Annotated in this window: 16 protein-coding genes; 14 read left to right on the forward strand and 2 right to left on the reverse strand. The window is 37.9% G+C overall.

Going from position 1 to position 16351, the window contains the following annotated elements; all coding sequences use genetic code 11:
* Positions 1-60: 60 nt before the first annotated feature.
* Complete coding sequence (locus tag ACFO5U_RS14975; protein WP_377279885.1) at positions 61-351, reverse strand: hypothetical protein; 291 nt, start codon at positions 349-351, stop codon at positions 61-63.
* A 169-nt stretch (positions 352-520) separates the two neighbouring features.
* Between ACFO5U_RS14975 and ACFO5U_RS14980 the strand changes: the two genes are divergently transcribed.
* From ACFO5U_RS14980 to ACFO5U_RS15000, 5 genes are all read left to right on the forward strand, one after another.
* On the forward strand, positions 521-727 hold the full coding sequence (locus tag ACFO5U_RS14980) for a hypothetical protein (protein ID WP_377279886.1): 207 nt from the start codon (positions 521-523) through the stop codon (positions 725-727).
* A 57-nt stretch (positions 728-784) separates the two neighbouring features.
* A complete protein-coding gene (locus tag ACFO5U_RS14985; protein ID WP_377279887.1) occupies positions 785-991 on the forward strand; it encodes a hypothetical protein in 207 nt (68 codons plus the stop codon).
* Positions 988-1230, forward strand: coding sequence for a hypothetical protein (locus tag ACFO5U_RS14990; protein ID WP_377279888.1), 243 nt, complete (start codon positions 988-990; stop codon positions 1228-1230). Before ACFO5U_RS14985 ends, ACFO5U_RS14990 begins: the two co-directional genes overlap by 4 nt.
* Before the next feature lie 175 nt (positions 1231-1405).
* Positions 1406-2698 carry a M48 family metallopeptidase gene (locus tag ACFO5U_RS14995; protein ID WP_377279889.1) on the forward strand — a complete coding sequence of 431 codons (1293 nt, stop codon included), beginning with the start codon at positions 1406-1408 and terminating at the stop codon, positions 2696-2698.
* 95 nt (positions 2699-2793) lie between these two features.
* Entirely contained in the window at positions 2794-4095 is a 1302-nt protein-coding gene (locus tag ACFO5U_RS15000; RefSeq protein ID WP_377279890.1) for a M48 family metallopeptidase, read from the forward strand.
* Positions 4096-4099: 4 nt separating this feature from the next.
* Here the strand turns inward: ACFO5U_RS15000 and ACFO5U_RS15005 are convergent, their stop codons facing one another.
* Positions 4100-4390 (reverse strand): lipoprotein, encoded by a 291-nt coding sequence (locus ACFO5U_RS15005; RefSeq protein ID WP_377279891.1) that lies wholly within the window; start codon positions 4388-4390, stop codon positions 4100-4102.
* A 179-nt stretch (positions 4391-4569) separates the two neighbouring features.
* Between ACFO5U_RS15005 and ACFO5U_RS15010 the strand changes: the two genes are divergently transcribed.
* From ACFO5U_RS15010 to ACFO5U_RS15050, 9 genes are all read left to right on the forward strand, one after another.
* On the forward strand, positions 4570-4866 hold the full coding sequence (locus ACFO5U_RS15010; protein WP_377279892.1) for a hypothetical protein: 297 nt from the start codon (positions 4570-4572) through the stop codon (positions 4864-4866).
* Positions 4867-4951: 85 nt separating this feature from the next.
* Complete coding sequence (locus ACFO5U_RS15015) at positions 4952-5722, forward strand: alpha/beta fold hydrolase (protein ID WP_377279893.1); 771 nt, start codon at positions 4952-4954, stop codon at positions 5720-5722.
* Positions 5723-6256: 534 nt separating this feature from the next.
* Positions 6257-7867, forward strand: coding sequence for a DUF2075 domain-containing protein (locus tag ACFO5U_RS15020; protein WP_377279894.1), 1611 nt, complete (start codon positions 6257-6259; stop codon positions 7865-7867).
* Positions 7868-8112: 245 nt separating this feature from the next.
* Positions 8113-9297 carry an SIR2 family protein gene (locus ACFO5U_RS15025; RefSeq protein WP_377279895.1) on the forward strand — a complete coding sequence of 395 codons (1185 nt, stop codon included), beginning with the start codon at positions 8113-8115 and terminating at the stop codon, positions 9295-9297.
* Positions 9290-11119 (forward strand): ATP-binding protein, encoded by a 1830-nt coding sequence (locus ACFO5U_RS15030; protein WP_377279896.1) that lies wholly within the window; start codon positions 9290-9292, stop codon positions 11117-11119. Before ACFO5U_RS15025 ends, ACFO5U_RS15030 begins: the two co-directional genes overlap by 8 nt.
* Positions 11120-11368: 249 nt before the next feature.
* Entirely contained in the window at positions 11369-11725 is a 357-nt protein-coding gene (locus tag ACFO5U_RS15035) for a hypothetical protein (protein WP_377279897.1), read from the forward strand.
* Entirely contained in the window at positions 11655-12236 is a 582-nt protein-coding gene (locus ACFO5U_RS15040; protein WP_377279898.1) for a hypothetical protein, read from the forward strand. The genes ACFO5U_RS15035 and ACFO5U_RS15040 overlap by 71 nt, the downstream gene beginning before the upstream one ends.
* 500 nt (positions 12237-12736) lie before the next feature.
* Positions 12737-14944 (forward strand): Piwi domain-containing protein, encoded by a 2208-nt coding sequence (locus ACFO5U_RS15045; RefSeq protein ID WP_377279899.1) that lies wholly within the window; start codon positions 12737-12739, stop codon positions 14942-14944.
* A 109-nt stretch (positions 14945-15053) separates the two neighbouring features.
* The gene (locus ACFO5U_RS15050; protein ID WP_377279900.1) at positions 15054-16235 is read left to right on the forward strand and encodes a DUF3800 domain-containing protein; all 1182 of its coding nucleotides are present in this window, start codon (positions 15054-15056) and stop codon (positions 16233-16235) included.
* Positions 16236-16351 lie beyond the last annotated feature (116 nt).

Here is a 16351-nt window from a genome sequence, read left to right on the forward strand (position 1 = left end):
TTCTCCAAATACTTAGCAAATAAGGGCTAGTAGTTAGAGTGGGATGTTTTGTATGGGGCATCAAATACTGCGAACCGTGTCTTTCTTGCTGAAAATGCCGATTAGAAACAACACCAAACCGATCGAAAACGTAACCGGAAACATAATCCCGAGCAACGCCACGCCTGCCCAGCCATTTTGTTTCAGCAGGCCATAGCCCATACTGACGAGCCAGGACAAGCCAGGCGCGATGATAAACATTGTTGTGACGCCCCAAATGACGTACTTTTCCTTGCGGGTGTAGCCTTTGCTGAATTGATAGGCGAGCAACACCGAGACGATCAACACAAATCCTGCCGCAGCGAATTCCATTCCAAACAGCCACCTTAGTTCGGGTGTCAGTCGTAGATGATGTTCTATTCATTGCGTTCAGTTTAGCATAAATCCCCATTTTTTGAAGTTGGAGGAACAGATTCATGACACAGTGTTTTCGGGGATTCGCTAAGGGTAGAGTGTAAGAACAGCTAGGAGGACAATGGAAATGAAAAAAAGTGTGAGAAATACTCTGGGGCTGATGCTCCTATATGGCGTCATTGGTGCCATCATTGGTTTTATCGTCGAAGGGCAATTCGTGCTCAATTTGGTGCTCAGTTTTTTCCTAACAGGATTCCTGATTTCGGTGTTGATTTTACCGCGCATTGAAAAGAGACGAATAAAAGAAAAACAGCAAGCGGGTAAGAACTTGTGAACTAGCTACAAATCAACTAATTCAAGGCAAGCAAAAGAAGTAGAAAGGAGCATGAGCATGGCGAAGCGCATCATAACGGCAATTTTATGGGCAGTATCATACGGCGGCGTCGCGTTTGCAATGAGTTACATATTTGGGGGCGAGCCGGATTGGTTCTTCTTTATTGGCTCGTTGATTGCCGGGTTCATTCTATTCGGTGTGTTGCGGCCCATCGTCCAGAACAAGCGCCGCCAGAAACAGCAGCAGGCAGGTGAGCGTATATGAGCTGGCCAGAGATCAAAGAATTTCTGACAGAGCCAATCATCTCGAAGCAGAAAGATCCCTTGCTCATATTCCCTTTGGGGGTTCTCGGCGCCTGGATCGGGACAGCGGTTTATCGAAGAAGCGGCATCTCCTACTTCGAATACTTGCTATGGATGATTCCCGTCGCTATCATCGCTTCTGCTTTATACATTTTGCTCATTGTCTGGCTAAAGCGCAAGCGGCAGAAATCCCATAAATGACTCATCCGAAAACGCTGATCTTCAAAAGATCGGCGTTTTTTTCGTTCTGCAAAAAAGCCGGCACAATAAATTAGAATCACGCTAAAAATAATTTCTCCTGCACTCAAAAAAGCTATTTTCTATTCGTGACCAAAGTGCTATTATATGTAAGATATTCCAAATTGAGAGGGAGTAAATGATGAACCAGAACCAGATTCAATCCAACCGAGAGACCGTGTATTTTGTTATTAGCCTGATTTTCAGCATTCTTATTTATATCCTGGCAGCCGTATCAGTCATCGGAATTGCCATCGCGTTAACTGTTTTTGCCTTTATCTTATTCGCAAATGTCATTATGCTCGGGTCGATCCGCGGCAACGGCGTAAAGATCCACGAACGCCAATTTCCAGACGTCTACGAGCGCGTGCAAACTTTAGCTGCGCAAATGGAATTGAAAAAAGTGCCGGACGTTTTTGTTATCCAATCCGAAGGTGCGCTCAATGCGTTCGCGACGCGCTTTATCGGCCGCGACATGGTCGTGTTGTATTCCGAAGTGTTTGAGCTGGCGCGCGAGCAAGGCCAAGACGAGCTCGATTTCATCATCGCCCATGAACTGGCGCATGTAAAACGCCGCCACGTGTGGAAAAACTTATTGATCTTGCCGGCCGGGTTTATCCCGTTTCTCAGCACGGCGTATAGCCGCTCGTGTGAATACACATGCGACCGCCACGCCGCTTACACAATCCAAAATGCCGCTGCCGCGAAACGCGCATTGACGCTGCTGGGCATCGGCAAGAAAACCTATCTTGAAGTGAACGAAGACGCCTACCGCGAACAAATCGCCACGGAATCCAACGCCATCGTCTGGTTGAGTGAAGTGTTGTCGACGCATCCGCGTCTGCCAAAGCGCATCCAAGCCATCGAGCAATTCGCACATGGCGACGTGACATTTTACCAACCGAAAAACGGCCGCATCATACTCGGCGCTTCGCTATTAGCGGGTGTCATGCTTGGCGCATATATTGCGACCATTGCCTTGTTCGCTGCAGGCGCGGCTTTTGCGGAATCGTTTTTCACCGGATTTGAAGAATCATTTTATGACGAAATGTACGCAGTAGAAGGCGAAACGCCGCTGATGGAAGCTGCCGGTGAAGGAGACCTTGCCGGAGTCGAACAAGCGCTCGCTGACGGCGAAGACATCGACGCCAAAGATGCCGAAGGAGCGGACGCGTTGATGTACGCCATGTACTCGGGCAACGTAGACATTGTCAATACCTTGATTGACGCTGGGGCGGACGTCAACTCAGTCGATGATTATTCTACTGTATTGGCGACCGCTGTCATGTACGGCGAGTACGACAGTGCCAAACTGTTAGTAGAAAATGGCGCAGACCCGACACTCGAAGGTCCGGACGGCTATAACGCCATGGACGAAATGGCCGTTGATTCGGAACAAGAATTTATCGAGATGCTCGAACAAGGTTACTGATTTCTATTACTGAATGCTAAAAGCGCCGATTGTCCGCAGTCGGCGCTTTTGTTCTAGCAAGGACTTGGCAGATGCGCATAACGGGGAGGAAGTTCATGATGAAAAAGAATGATATTCAATCAAACAGAGAGACCGTTTATTTTGTCATCAGTTTACTGTTCAGTTTGGCGATTTACGTATTAGCCGCAGCTTCTTTGATTGGTGTCGGCATTGTGTTGGTTTTCTTTATTGTGGTGTTGCTCGCCAACATCCGGATGCTCGGTTCGATCCGCGGCAGCGGCGTCCAAATCCATGAGCGTCAATTTCCGGATGTCTACGAGCGTGTGCAGGTGTTAGCGAAACAGATGGGCTTGAAGAAAGTGCCGGACGTTTTCGTCATCCAATCCGAAGGCGCACTCAACGCTTTCGCCACTCGCTTTCTCGGGCGTGACATGGTCGTGTTGTCTTCCGAAGTGTTCGAACTGGCGCGCGAGCAAGGACAGGACGAACTGGATTTTCTCATCGCCCACGAACTCGCTCACATAAAACGCCGCCACATCTGGAAAAACCTCTTGATCTTGCCGGCACGCTTAATCCCGTTTCTCAGTTCCGCATATAGCCGGTCGTGCGAGTATACATGCGACCGCCACGCCGTTTACACGACGCAAAACGCCACAGCTGCGAAACGCGCATTGACGCTGCTCGGCGTCGGCAAAAAAGCGTATCTTGACGTAGACGAAGACGCCTATTTGGAACAAATTCACACGGAATCCAACGGCGCCGTCTGGCTCAGCGAAGTGTTGTCGCCACATCCGCGTTTGCCGAAGCGTATTCAATCAATCGAAGAATTCGCCAATAGCAACGCCATGCTCTATGAGCCGGATCACGGCAAAGTCGCACTGAGCGCCACCGTCATCCTGGGCATGGTCGGCGTGGCCTATAGCGCATTGGTGCTGCTAATGGTGGGCGGGACTTACGTCGCCAGTCAAATTTTGCCGATCGGGCCGAATACGCAAATCGGTTTTGAAAGCACGCTGCCGTTTGAAGGACAGACACCGCTCATGGTCTCAGCATCGATGGGCGACCTCGCAGCAGTCCAAGACGCCATCGCAAACGGCGCAGATATTCATGCCCGGGATTCAGATGGGGAGAATGCGTTGATGTACGCCACTTATTCAGAGGAGACGGATGTTGTATTGTACTTACTCGAAGCGGGCGCCAATCCGAATTCGGCGGACGATATCTCTACCGTTCTCGTCAGAGCTATGCTCTTTGAAGACTACGAAATGGCCAAGTTGCTCCTTGAAAACGGCGCCGACCCCGCATGGATGGGGCCAGATGGTATGAATGCCTATAGTGTCATGCAGGCAGATTCCAAAGATGAGCTAGTAGACATGCTCGACAATAAACTCCAATAATCACTTACACAAAAACAAGCGTCGATCTGTTAGCGATCGACGCTTGTTTCATTGTGACGCTACCGTCCTCACCGTCGACATGGTCGATGCCCCATTGGCAATCGTCGGCGTTTTCCCACTCGACCTCATAGCGCCCCCAGTTGTAGTCGATGGAAAGAACCTCTGCGTTTCCGAATGAATTGGTGTGGAGTTGTTCGATGATATTGATTGCCTGTTGTTCGGTGATTTGTGGTTGTTGGTTGCAGCCTGTTAGCAAGATAAGAAAGAGTAATGCGAATAGGATTGAGCGTTTCATGAGTTCACCTCTTTGGAAGGTAGACGGAACATGAATAAAGGAAGTTACAGCTTTGAAGGAAGTACCTGGCCGATTACTATTTCAGTTATGGAATTATTTGGATATCAACTGATATAATTAACTAAAGATTATCAACGAAGAGCGGAAGTTGCATCTAAACAACAGAAGGAGTTTTGCTGATGAGTTCTGAAATGATGGATAACTTATTTTTGAGCGCTCCAATTATTGTTTTAGTCGTTGCTTGTGCCGGAATTGTCAGGAGTGTTTTGAAAAACAGAAAGTATTTGATTGGATTTATATTTCTCCTAATAGGCGGTGGAATTTATTACTGGGGCTTGTACGTAGGAAAATGGGAAGGAATCGCTATCTCTTTATTCATTGGCGGGGGAATGGTTCTTTTAGGTCTCTTGACGCTGCTCATTACCGTTATTTATTCTAAGGCGAAAGCAGCTAAGAAAAGACGTGGCTTAAGTTGAATAAGCTGAATACAGAATTCGAATCGTAATGCGTGCCGAGAAATAGCTAATAGCTTATTCTCATCAACGACAGTGGAGGGATAGAATGCCGACAGTCAAAATAAACAATGTAGAACTTTATTATGAAGTTAAAGGTGAAGGAGAAGTGTTAGTTTTTACACATGGCGCCTCATGGGATCACCGCCAGTGGAATCCGCAAGTAGAAGAGCTAGCTAAACAATACAAGACGATTACTTGGGATGTCAGGGGACACGGAAAGTCTTCATTGCCAAAAGGGAAAGTGGATTCGGAAGATTTCACCAAAGACTTGGTCGGGTTATTAGAGTATCTGAACGTCAAAGAAGCCCATCTTTGCGGTTTGTCGATGGGTGGCCATATTTCTCTTCAGACTGCAGTCAGACATCCAGAACGAGTCAAGTCACTGGTATTAATCGGTACACCTTATACCAACTCGTACAATTGGTTCGAAAAAGTATTTGTTCCGATAAACCGGTGGTCAAGCATATTTATTCCGATGAGCGTGATGGCGAGTATTCAGGCGAGAACACTCTCCAAGTTCAATCCCAACAATAAGCAATACATCAAAGAAACAGTTAGCTCCATTCCATTAAACCGTTGGGTGCGCATTTGGCATGCAGTTTCCAAGATGGAAAGCGGGAACGATTTAAACAAAATAACATGCCCAAGCTTAATCCTCCAGGGAGAATACGACAGCATGACGGAGCGACAGCAACGGGAAATGGCTGAGCGTATTCCTCGGTCTAAAATGATATACATAAAGGATGCCCATCATGCGACCAACCTGGATAATCCTGTACAAGTAAATCAAGAAATCATCAGTCACTTATCAAAATAAACATACTAGAAGAACAGCGAATGCCGATATTGAATATAGCCAATTATTTATGGAGAGTAGCTCAGGCTATTCTTTTTTTATTTGCTCTTTTATGTTGATTGGAAAAAATGACTGATCATTTTATCGTTAGCGCTCTGAGTACTTAATAGGCAAGTTATAGATCACGAAATAGGAGGCTTTTTTCAATAGATTGATAAGCCAAACTTAAAGAGCAGGAACTTAGTAGAAGCGGGAATTCTTTCCGAATCGCCTATGCTATCTTGTCCAAAAATGCTTTCAAGCTAATAATCTGTTGATAATTGTAGCAATATTGCAAAAAGCATCCTCAGAATAGTTAAATAATGCTAAACTTAGAATAAGTTAGATACAGGATTTTGCAACTAGAGAAGATAGGGATCAGACGTAAGGCTATCTTTAACAAAACAGTGTGCTGAAGAAGATGAGCCATTTCGTTCTTCCTGATACTCACTGCCTTACCGCTACCAGGAACAAGTTTAAGTATATTAATTGCCAGCAAAGAGAGGCTGCATAATCATGGGGATAACAAAACTGAAAACCTGGGACTTTAATAAATCCACTTTGGAAAGTATCAAGAACGATACCTACTTTGACTATCCCGTTGTTTATTTTCTCAACAACAATACAACGGTCTACATCGGTGAAACGGTAGCCTTTAAAAATCGCATGAAGGCTCATTTGAATAATATCGAGAGAAAGAAATTAGAGAAAATGACGCTCATCATCCACGAACAGTTTCACCGGTCAGCTACATACAATATCGAAACCAAACTCATCAATTATTTCCTAGGCGACGATCGCTACAAGCTGCAGAACAAAAGCCAGACGGCGCAAAGCGTCACGCACAATTACCATAACAAAGAATTTTACGATAAAGAGATTTTCAATGATATATGGAATGAACTATTAAATAGGAGAATGGTAAATAACCCTGCTCACGTCATTGAAAACAGAGACATCTTCAAACTTTCTCCTTTTAAAGAGCTGACGATGACGCAGCTCGAGCTCAAGACCAAAATTATAGAAGTTTGCGAAGAGCATATTCATGACGAGGAAACCTTTGTATTCATGGTGAAGGGCGAAGCCGGTGTAGGAAAGAGCGTGGTCCTCAGTTCCGTATTCAATAGTATCCAGGAGCTGGCGGCTGACAAAAACTCCAATCTTCATCAGACGAAGAATTACTTGCTCGTCAACCATTCAGAAATGCTGAAAACATATAAGAATATCGCTGCCAATGTAAAGTTTCTCAAAAAGAATAACTTTGATAAGCCGACAAGTTTTATTAACAAACAGAAGAAAACGGCAGAAAAAGCGGACATTGTCCTGGTTGACGAAGCGCATTTATTGCTGAGCAGAGCGGATGCTTTCAATGGGTTCAATGAAGACAATCAATTGGAAGAAATCATCAAGCACAGCAAAGTCGTCATCGTCGTCTACGACGAAAAACAAGTCTTAAAGCTGAAAAGCTATTGGGACGAGGAGCGGTTGAAGAGTGTCGTGCCGGATCATCAAACGGAAGCGCCTTATATTTTAAAAGAACAGTTCCGCATGAATGCTGGAGACGACGTGATCGACTGGATCGATAATTTTGTAGAGAAGCGAATTCTGAAATTACCAAGAGATAAACAATATGATTTTCAAATATTCGATTCTGCCAAAGACATGCATGATGCCATAGTAGAGAAAGATAATGTTTATGGACTCTCCAGAGTGGTGTCGACATTCGATTATGAACATAAGAAGGATGGCGAGCAATACTACATTAGAGAAGACAGCCTCGAAATTCCCTGGAATTCAACCGATGCCAAAAAAACATGGGCAGAAGAGCGGGATACAATCAAAGAAGCGGGATCCATCTATACGATTCAGGGCTTTGATCTGAATTACGTAGGAGTGATATTAGGGCCATCCATTACCTATGATGATCAAAATGATTGCTTGAAGATCCTTACTGAGAAATATATCGACACTGAGGCTTTCAGAGGAAAAGACGGCATTGAGGATGTTGAAAAAGCGAAAGAACAGATCATATTAAATTCGATTAATGTGTTGATGAAGAGAGGGATAAAGGGGCTTTATGTTTTTGCTAGTGATGACGGGTTGAGAGAGCAGCTCTTAAAAACTTAATAACACCGTTTAACTTTCTGTATGGAAGAGAATAGAAAATATAATTTTACGATGATGCAAATTTTGCATTAACTGTACAGCTTTGAACTTAAAATGGAAAACTAGGTTTTATCAAAGTAAATGATTTATCTTATAATTCAATATCTCGAAAAATGAAAAAGGGGATAACTTTAAGTTTAATTTTTGTAAGAATGTTTTGCTTTATTTATGTAATCTAATAAATCTATATATTATGGAGGTAAAAAATGAGTGTATCAGAAATAGACAAAAAGTTTTTAGAAAGTATTAGTGGCAAGAACGTTAATTTTTTAATAGGTTCTGGTGCTAGTTTTCCATATTTTCCTACCTTGCATTTAGGAGATAACATGCCTACATTTGAGGAATTAGTTACCTCGAATGAAATGTACGACAAAAACAAAAAAATAATGTATGCATATTATTTTGACAAGTGGATTTCTGAAATGTTTTTACTGAATATTTCTGAAGAGAAAACAACAGATTATGAAGATGTAATAGGGAATTACAAAAGGCTAGTTAATAATTTGTTAATATTTTTGCAAAGAGAAGGAAATGAAAAACCTAAAAGAGTGAATTTATTTACTACTAATTATGATTTGTTTTTTGAGAGAACATTTGATGAGATTAATAAAAAAGGACCGTTTTGTTACTTTAATGATGGCAGTAAAGGTTTTATTGAAAGAGCAATAGGGATTTCGAATTTCCATATGAATGTAAGTCATAGTGGGGTAAATGATAGATATAAGCGAGAAGTACCTACAATAAATCTATTGAAAGTTCATGGATCAGTTAGTTGGACTCAAAAAAAAGAGGGAAAAGAAGAAATACTTGTATCTTATCAAGACAATCAAATTTCCGATTTGAAAAATTACTTAAATGATATTGATGATTATAGTAGGACCGATATAGAAAATATTTTTGAAGAATTATCAGATGAAATTGAAGGTGAAGAAATAAAGATAGAAATCAAAAATATCTCTGAAAAATTAAGTGACCTTAACATAAACGAAGATAGAGTAAGTAATTTTTATGACCTTTATAAGGCCATCCCTATCATAAATCCTAATAAGTGGAAATTTAATGAAACCGTTTTTGAACAACATTATTATCAGTTACTTCGATTATTAAGTTATGAATTAGAAAAAAAAGGAGCAGTGTTGATTGTTTTTGGATTTTCATTTGCAGACGAACACATTACAGAAATTATTAAAAGGTCAATGTCTAATCCAACATTAAAAGTGTACATAGTTTCTTATAGTAAAAGTTCTAAAGAAAATATCAAACAAAAGATTGGATTATACCCCAACATAACTTACCTACCTCAGAAATTCGAAAAAAATGATGGTACATGTTTGAATGGAAACTTTGATTTTCTAAATAACCTGTTTGAAGGAAAAGACTCTTATGAATAACTCGCCATTTGTAGTAGGGAACGTAATTGAGATAGATGGAATGAAAGTTTTAATAGAAATGAATGAAAACAGCAATGCACTAACTTATTTTTATAATGGTAAGACATATAGAGGGGTAAGTATTGGAGAATACATTGGTATTATAAGAGGACCCTATAAAATAGTAGGAAAAGTAGAAAGAGAATATTTAAAAGACATGGCGAAAAATATTGAAGAACAGAGATACGACTTAAATAGATACGTAAGACAAGTTAGCATAAACGTACTTGGAAGTTTTTATCATGGTGAATTTAGTTTTGGCATAAAAGCTTTTCCTTTAATTTATAATGAAGTAATCTTACTAGAAGATGAAGAGATAAGGCAGATTATTGGTGAGAATGTTAACGACGAATACTTAATTGATCTAGGAGAAACAATTCAAGAAGGAATTAATGTTCCAATAGAATGGAATAAACTTTTCAATACTCATTTTGGAATCTTTGGAAATACAGGAAGCGGAAAATCAAATACATTAACAAAATTATTTACCGAACTTTTTAAACTGGAGGGTGAAACTTATAAATTATTTGATAAAAGTAATTTTCTTTTCTTAGATTTCAATGGAGAATATTGTGAGCCTAACGTTTTTTCAGAGGATAAGAAAGTAGTTAAGTTAAATACTAAAAAGAAAATTTCAGAGATATCAGAAGAGGATAAAATATCATTAGAGCCTAAAGTTTTTTGGAATATTGAGACTTTATCCATTCTGTTTTCCGCTACTGAACAAACTCAAAGACCGTTTCTGCAAAAAGCGCTTGATAATTATTTATCCGAAACAGGCGAAATTACTTCGGAAATTTTAGCGGAAAAAATATACTGGGGCTTTATCAATGTCTTTCAAGCTAATAATAATAAAGACGCACTTAGAATATTAAAACGGGTTTACAAAAAAATTAAATTAGAAGAAGCTCCATGGGAAAATTTAATATGGCATAGTCTAAGCAATACTTATTATCATCCAGCAGGTACTTTTTATATCAACAAATGTCAAGATCAGATATTGATAAAAGCAAGCGAATTAAATACTAAGCTTAATTCTGATGAAATTAAAGAAAATATAAGAAGCCTTTCTTTAATTGAAAAACTAAGCGTTATAGTTCATTTACAACTAATTTATGGATTGAAATATAATCATGTTCAATATGAACATATTAACCCTCTTATTTCCAGGATTGAATCTAGAGCCAAGGATTTAGATAAAGTTTTAACTGTTAGTAGTAACGTAGAAAAATCACCAATTACAGTTATTTCATTAAGGAACTGTAACCAAGACATAAAAAAAATTGTACCTCTATTAATATCCAAGCAAAAGTATCAGCAGCATAAAGACGATATAGAAAACCTTGGTCAAAGAACTTTTCATTTAGTTATTGATGAAGCACATAATATATTGTCAGATAGATCGAAAAGAGAACAGGAATTATGGAAAGACTATAGATTAGAGGTTTTCGAAGAAATTGTTAAGGAAGGAAGGAAATTTGGCTTTTATATGACAATTGCTAGTCAAAGGCCAGCAGATATTTCTCCTACAATTATTTCGCAACTTCATAACTTTTTCATTCATAGGTTAGTAAATGATAATGATTTAAGATTGATAGACAATACAATATCTACATTGGATAGAGTTTCGAAAAATACTATTCCGAGTCTCGGACCCGGGCAATGCATAGTAACAGGATCTTCGTTTAATATGCCTTTAATTGTTCAAGTTAAAAAATTAGTTAAAATTCATGCTCCAAGCAGTGATAATGTTGATTTGGTGAGACTATGGATAAATGAATAAATACTTTTAAATTTACATTTCACTATGACCATTTCTAATTAAAATTTATAAATTGTATAGAAATTTATAATTTTTTAAATATAAAAATTTAATGGAAATTGGGAGATAAATACTAATTTTGAAGTAGTTAGAAATAATATTTGGGTTTATTAAAAACCACTAGAATTCACAAAATATCTAGATTTCAAAGAGATTTGTCTTGAGATAATGTTTTAGTATTTAGATTGGATTAGAAAGAAGGTAGTGAAATTGTTTGGAAAAAGAATTGCTAATTTAATTGCGCCACGTATTTCATATATTGATCAAATTTGTAGGAAAGATTTAAATGAAAAATCAATAGTATCTGAAAGAGATTACGTGTCACGTTTAACAACACATATAACTTATCCATTTGGACCTTGGTTCCCTAAAAATGCTCATTTAATATCTCAGACACTCCCTTCAGGATTTGAACAAAAACTAGGTGTTGATGCTATAATAATTTTTTATTCTGAGGAAAAAATAAAAATAGGAATGTTTGAAGCGAAATGGCCACGTGCCGGAATTAAATCTAACTATCCATGGGATAAGAAGAGTAAAACCTACCAGTCCTTCGCATTTTACTAGTCAAATAGAAAGGCAAAATAATTGGACTAACAATATTGCGATTTGGGAAATGTTTTTCTATGAAGACGTAAACGGATCTTCAACTAAAGGATTTAACCAAAATGGATCTTCATGTTTTTGGAATGAAGATGCCAACAACTATATAATTAGTAAACGTCCATATTTCGATACAAACGAATGGAAAACAACGGATTTAACAAATATTTTCACAAATAACGGAAAAAGGAAATATGGTAAAAATTTACAACATATGATACGCGAGATAGTTAAATGTAATAGAGGAGAACTACTTCCTGTAGATATGACTAATTCAGTTTGTAAAGTAAAAGGAAAAAATGGGGAAGAATTAAGTATACCTTTACCGCTAAAAAATTTGAGAAATAGCAAACACTTGAGCAACAATAGCTATGATGAATTATCAATTATAGAATTTATGGAAGGTAAAGGGATTTCTTTTTATATGTTCTGGGATTTGGATTCAACAAATGATATGAGAAGAATAATTATATAAAATTTAGCAATATAACATTAATCTTTATTGGTGAACTGAACCCAAATGGTAAACACTTTAAAAAACTGTCTACCATTTGGGTTCTCAAGCTGTCGAGAAACCTCGGCAGCTTTTTTGCGTTTCGCTTCAGCCGGACGCTTTCCGCAGGCACGGCCTCAGCCGCTTTTTCGCTGGCGCTCTTCTAGGGTCTTCAGTTCGCGCTGTTCCCGCGGGAATCGCTGGATTCCACTTCACTGGTGATTTTTTTGACTACTCAATTCCATTGAAACGGCGTAGACACGTGTTTATAAGTTTTAAATTTTTGCAGAAAATATTTGGAAGTTTTATCTCTCTGGTAAGAGATACCAAGGAAAGTATTCTAATATTAATAGAATTGTATTTAGAAGCTCAAGAATTTGAAGTGTGACTTCTTATATAGTATTAAAGTTTTAAGTAGTTACTGAAACTTTCTGACTTTTAAATCGTATATTTAGGTAAATAATAGTAAAAGAGGAGATAATATGGAAGCTTATATAACAGAGGCAGTTGCAAACGAAGAAGTAAACACTATTAAAGTCCATATTTATAATTTCCCTTTAGAAAATCAAGATGATCGATATAAAGGAGTCTCAGAAATTTGCAGAACACTTAATTGGAAGAATAGAAACAATGTCATAGTCTATCGGGAAAGCACTATTATGGCTATTGCTGAGATTAAGGATATGGCAAGCTATGAAGCAAAGTCATACGAGTACCGCGCTATTTATGGACATAATAACTTTGAGTGTGGTTTATTAGAACAACTTATCAAAGCGAGTTTATTAAAGGCGGGGACCCATCGCCTCGACTTAAAGCAGGTAGGATATGATTTGCAAAAAAAACAAGGGGAAAAAGCTGGTGAAGTACTCGTATACCCTGCGTTATCTATTCATGTAAATATTATCGATAACAAGGTACACATTGGATTTAACCTTACTCATAAATTTGAGTATACTATCACCCTTCAACAAATGATTGAACGCAATGAGGTAACAAAAGATCAACTGGAATTAGTAGACACCTCAAATCCTTATAGCAATTACACATACTTTTTTGATCATTTGGCTGATTATGGAGTTTATGATAATTCTCCTTTAATGAATCAATCCATCGTTGAATATTTTAACCAAAAAGGTCAAAAGTTTAAAATCAGCCAACTCTCGAAAAGTACAAAAGTTGCTCATGTGAAAACGCGAGATGGCAAAATAATTGTGATGGCAGCACAGTTTTTAAAACCTGTGTGCAGTTATAAATCAATGAAGGCAAATGAAATTTCAGCAGTAAATAAAGTGATTAAGCTTAAACCTCTATTTCGCATGAAACAAACCATGGAAGATTCGTTGAATATTTTAAACAGCGTAAAGTACTTAACCTTTTCTCCTGAACCATTTTTAGCGAAAAATAATGGTTATGAAATAAAGAAATTGGAAGATTCGACTGTCTTATTTGATAAACCTCAAAAGTGGCCGGTTTATGGTTTGAAGAACGGAAGAATTTATAAAGGCGGGGAAATGACAGTAAGTCTCTTTGTAGATGAAACAGCACTAAACGAATCAATAGATAAGGTTTTTGTGTATAAGTATTTCTGCATCTTAAGAGAAATTGCTAGGAAACATGGAGTCAAAATTGATATTAGTAACCAAACAAGGAGTATAAGTGGCAAGTTGAACCAGGAATTTTTCGGAAATTTCGACTGGCAGATAAAAGAGCATGAAGCAGTATTTAAAAACACGACTGTTTTAGCTGTACTGAGTGTGCCTCATCTTGAACTGTATGAACCTTTTAAAAAACAATTCGGGGGGAACTGGGATATTTCTTCACAAGTTATTTCTATTGAGCGATTAAAAGAATTTCAAAAGATGTTATCCAGTAGTAAGGAACTTTCATTTAATCTAAAAGATGATGAAGCTGTTAGAAGGATAGCGTTAAGCGTTCAAAATGATAGAAACCTGTCCTATACTTTCTACAATATATTATTAGGCTTGTATGTGAAGAGCGGAATGCAGCCTTGGGTTTTAAATAAAAAAACAAATTCTGACTGTTTTATTGGGCTTGATGTCAGCCACGAAAAAGGTCGCAGTACAGCAGGCATCATTAACGTTATAGGAAATGATGGACGCCTAATAAAGCAATCAGCAGTTGGTGGAGCAAATGCGGGAGAAAAAGTTAGTGATGAACTTCTAAAAGATACACTCAATGAAGTGCTTCATAAATATAAAGTTCAATTTGATGAATTGCCTAAACATGTAACTATTCACCGTGATGGTTTTTGGAGAGAAAACACCGAGCTAATTTCAGAGGTGCTGAGAGCAAAGGGGATTCAATTCGACATTGTAGAAGTGATTAAATCCCCTAAACGTCGAATGGCTTATTACGACTCAAAGGATAATAAAATGGAAACACGTCAAGGGACTTATTACTTTAGAGGTAAAGAGGCATTATTGTGTGCAACGAATCCCCGAGAACAAATCGGTATGGCTCTTCCAATTAAAGTAGTTCAAAAAACGAGTACGTTAAGTTTTGAGCAAATTATAAGCGATGTATATGCATTATCCTTCATGCACGTACATGCGTTGAATAAAACAAGACTTCCGGCTACTACCCATTATGCAGATCTTAGTTCAACTTTTTATCAGCGAGGCATGGTAGCAGCGAGAACTACCAATGAGACACATTTGCCTTTTGTATAGCTTAGTACAAGTTTGCAAGAAATATAGTTGATTGCCCCTTGGTTAGTAGAAACTAAAATGGACTACTATGACATTACTTTTTTTGTATATCTAAATTGGGAGTGGTTTTATGAATAAAGGATTAGAAAAAGTCTTGGCAGAAATGGATAATGAAGTAATAAACGAAGAAGAGAGTATTTTAGTAGATGAAGAGAAAGAAGCAGAGCGTATAAAGAAAGGTGAAGAGCTTTGGATTGCTGTACAACAAGGAAATACTAAACATTTGATAACTAAAATTGCAACTATATTAAATAAATATCCTGAAACAAGAAATTCAGATGTTGCTCTTATGATTAAGTATTGGGAAATATTTCAAGAACATCGAGGAGGATCTGTAAGTTTCGAGAAATTATTTGAACTCGAACGATTAACCTCTATAGCAAGAGTACGCGCTAAAATTCAAAATGAATACCGCTTATTCCAAGGTGATAAGAAAGTTAGAAGATTTAGAAGGGACAATGAGGAAATCCAGAAAGAAATTCAAATAGCAACTAAACCCGCAGTTGATTATATTTCAATATATGCGGATGAAAGTGGAAAAAACGATGAGTTTGCAATTGTAGGTAGTGTATGGATTCTAGCAAACGAAGGAGAACTTAACAGTAGCTTAGTTGAATGGTCTCAACAAAGAAAGCAAGAAGATATTTCGTTTCCTGACGAATTTCATTTCAATAAATTAAAAAATAACGGCAACAATCTTCAAACTTATAAAGATTTCGTAAACTTCGCTATTAGTAATGGTCACATGGTAGGGTATAAAGCCATAGCAGTAAATCAAACTAAACTTAATATTTCTATAGATGATTTAAATACAGAATTATTTTATCAGTTAGTTAGAATTGGGATAGAACATGAAAGCGAAAGTGGAAGAATTCAATTGCCGAAACAAGTAGCTTACTTTAAGGATAAAGAAGATGGTGAGAGTGCACTTCGGATAAATCAAATAAAGCAATCTTTAATTGATAATTTTAAAATACATTATGATGAAAAAGTGAAATTAAATGCTTTTCATTCATTGGATTCTAAAATGAGTAGACTAATACAAGTAGCTGATTTATTTACAGCAGCAATTAATAGAAAGATAAATCATCAACAAAAAAATCCCGAAGCCAATCTAAATGCAAAGGATGAATTTGCTGATTATCTATTCGAATTACTTAATATCGAGGTACTAAATTATAATGCTGAGCAGATAGCAGAGATAGCAGACCAATCAAAAAATGATTTGGCTACATTATATATTTTTGACTAGATAATTATAATGTTCTCTGAGGACAACATCAAAGAAATTCAAATTCAAATTTAAAGTTAAAGTTAAAGTTAAATTTTATTGATTGAAAATCCTAGCATAGTTGCTCGACCCGAGTG

The sequence above is a fragment of the Planococcus dechangensis genome (assembly GCF_042654465.1).
Taxonomy (GTDB): Bacteria; Bacillota; Bacilli; order Bacillales_A; family Planococcaceae; genus Planococcus; species Planococcus dechangensis.

Bases quoted from the DNA above. Each gene is read 5' to 3' on its own strand.
- ACFO5U_RS14975 (WP_377279885.1), bottom strand. From the start codon at position 351: ATGGAATTCGCTGCGGCAGGATTTGTGTTGATCGTCTCGGTGTTGCTC.
- ACFO5U_RS14980 (WP_377279886.1), top strand. From the start codon at position 521: ATGAAAAAAAGTGTGAGAAATACTCTGGGGCTGATGCTCCTATATGGC.
- ACFO5U_RS14985 (WP_377279887.1), top strand. From the start codon at position 785: ATGGCGAAGCGCATCATAACGGCAATTTTATGGGCAGTATCATACGGC.
- ACFO5U_RS14990 (WP_377279888.1), top strand. From the start codon at position 988: ATGAGCTGGCCAGAGATCAAAGAATTTCTGACAGAGCCAATCATCTCG.
- ACFO5U_RS14995 (WP_377279889.1), top strand. From the start codon at position 1,406: ATGATGAACCAGAACCAGATTCAATCCAACCGAGAGACCGTGTATTTT.
- ACFO5U_RS15000 (WP_377279890.1), top strand. From the start codon at position 2,794: ATGATGAAAAAGAATGATATTCAATCAAACAGAGAGACCGTTTATTTT.
- ACFO5U_RS15005 (WP_377279891.1), bottom strand. From the start codon at position 4,390: ATGAAACGCTCAATCCTATTCGCATTACTCTTTCTTATCTTGCTAACA.
- ACFO5U_RS15010 (WP_377279892.1), top strand. From the start codon at position 4,570: ATGAGTTCTGAAATGATGGATAACTTATTTTTGAGCGCTCCAATTATT.
- ACFO5U_RS15015 (WP_377279893.1), top strand. From the start codon at position 4,952: ATGCCGACAGTCAAAATAAACAATGTAGAACTTTATTATGAAGTTAAA.
- ACFO5U_RS15020 (WP_377279894.1), top strand. From the start codon at position 6,257: ATGGGGATAACAAAACTGAAAACCTGGGACTTTAATAAATCCACTTTG.
- ACFO5U_RS15025 (WP_377279895.1), top strand. From the start codon at position 8,113: ATGAGTGTATCAGAAATAGACAAAAAGTTTTTAGAAAGTATTAGTGGC.
- ACFO5U_RS15030 (WP_377279896.1), top strand. From the start codon at position 9,290: ATGAATAACTCGCCATTTGTAGTAGGGAACGTAATTGAGATAGATGGA.
- ACFO5U_RS15045 (WP_377279899.1), top strand. From the start codon at position 12,737: ATGGAAGCTTATATAACAGAGGCAGTTGCAAACGAAGAAGTAAACACT.
- ACFO5U_RS15050 (WP_377279900.1), top strand. From the start codon at position 15,054: ATGAATAAAGGATTAGAAAAAGTCTTGGCAGAAATGGATAATGAAGTA.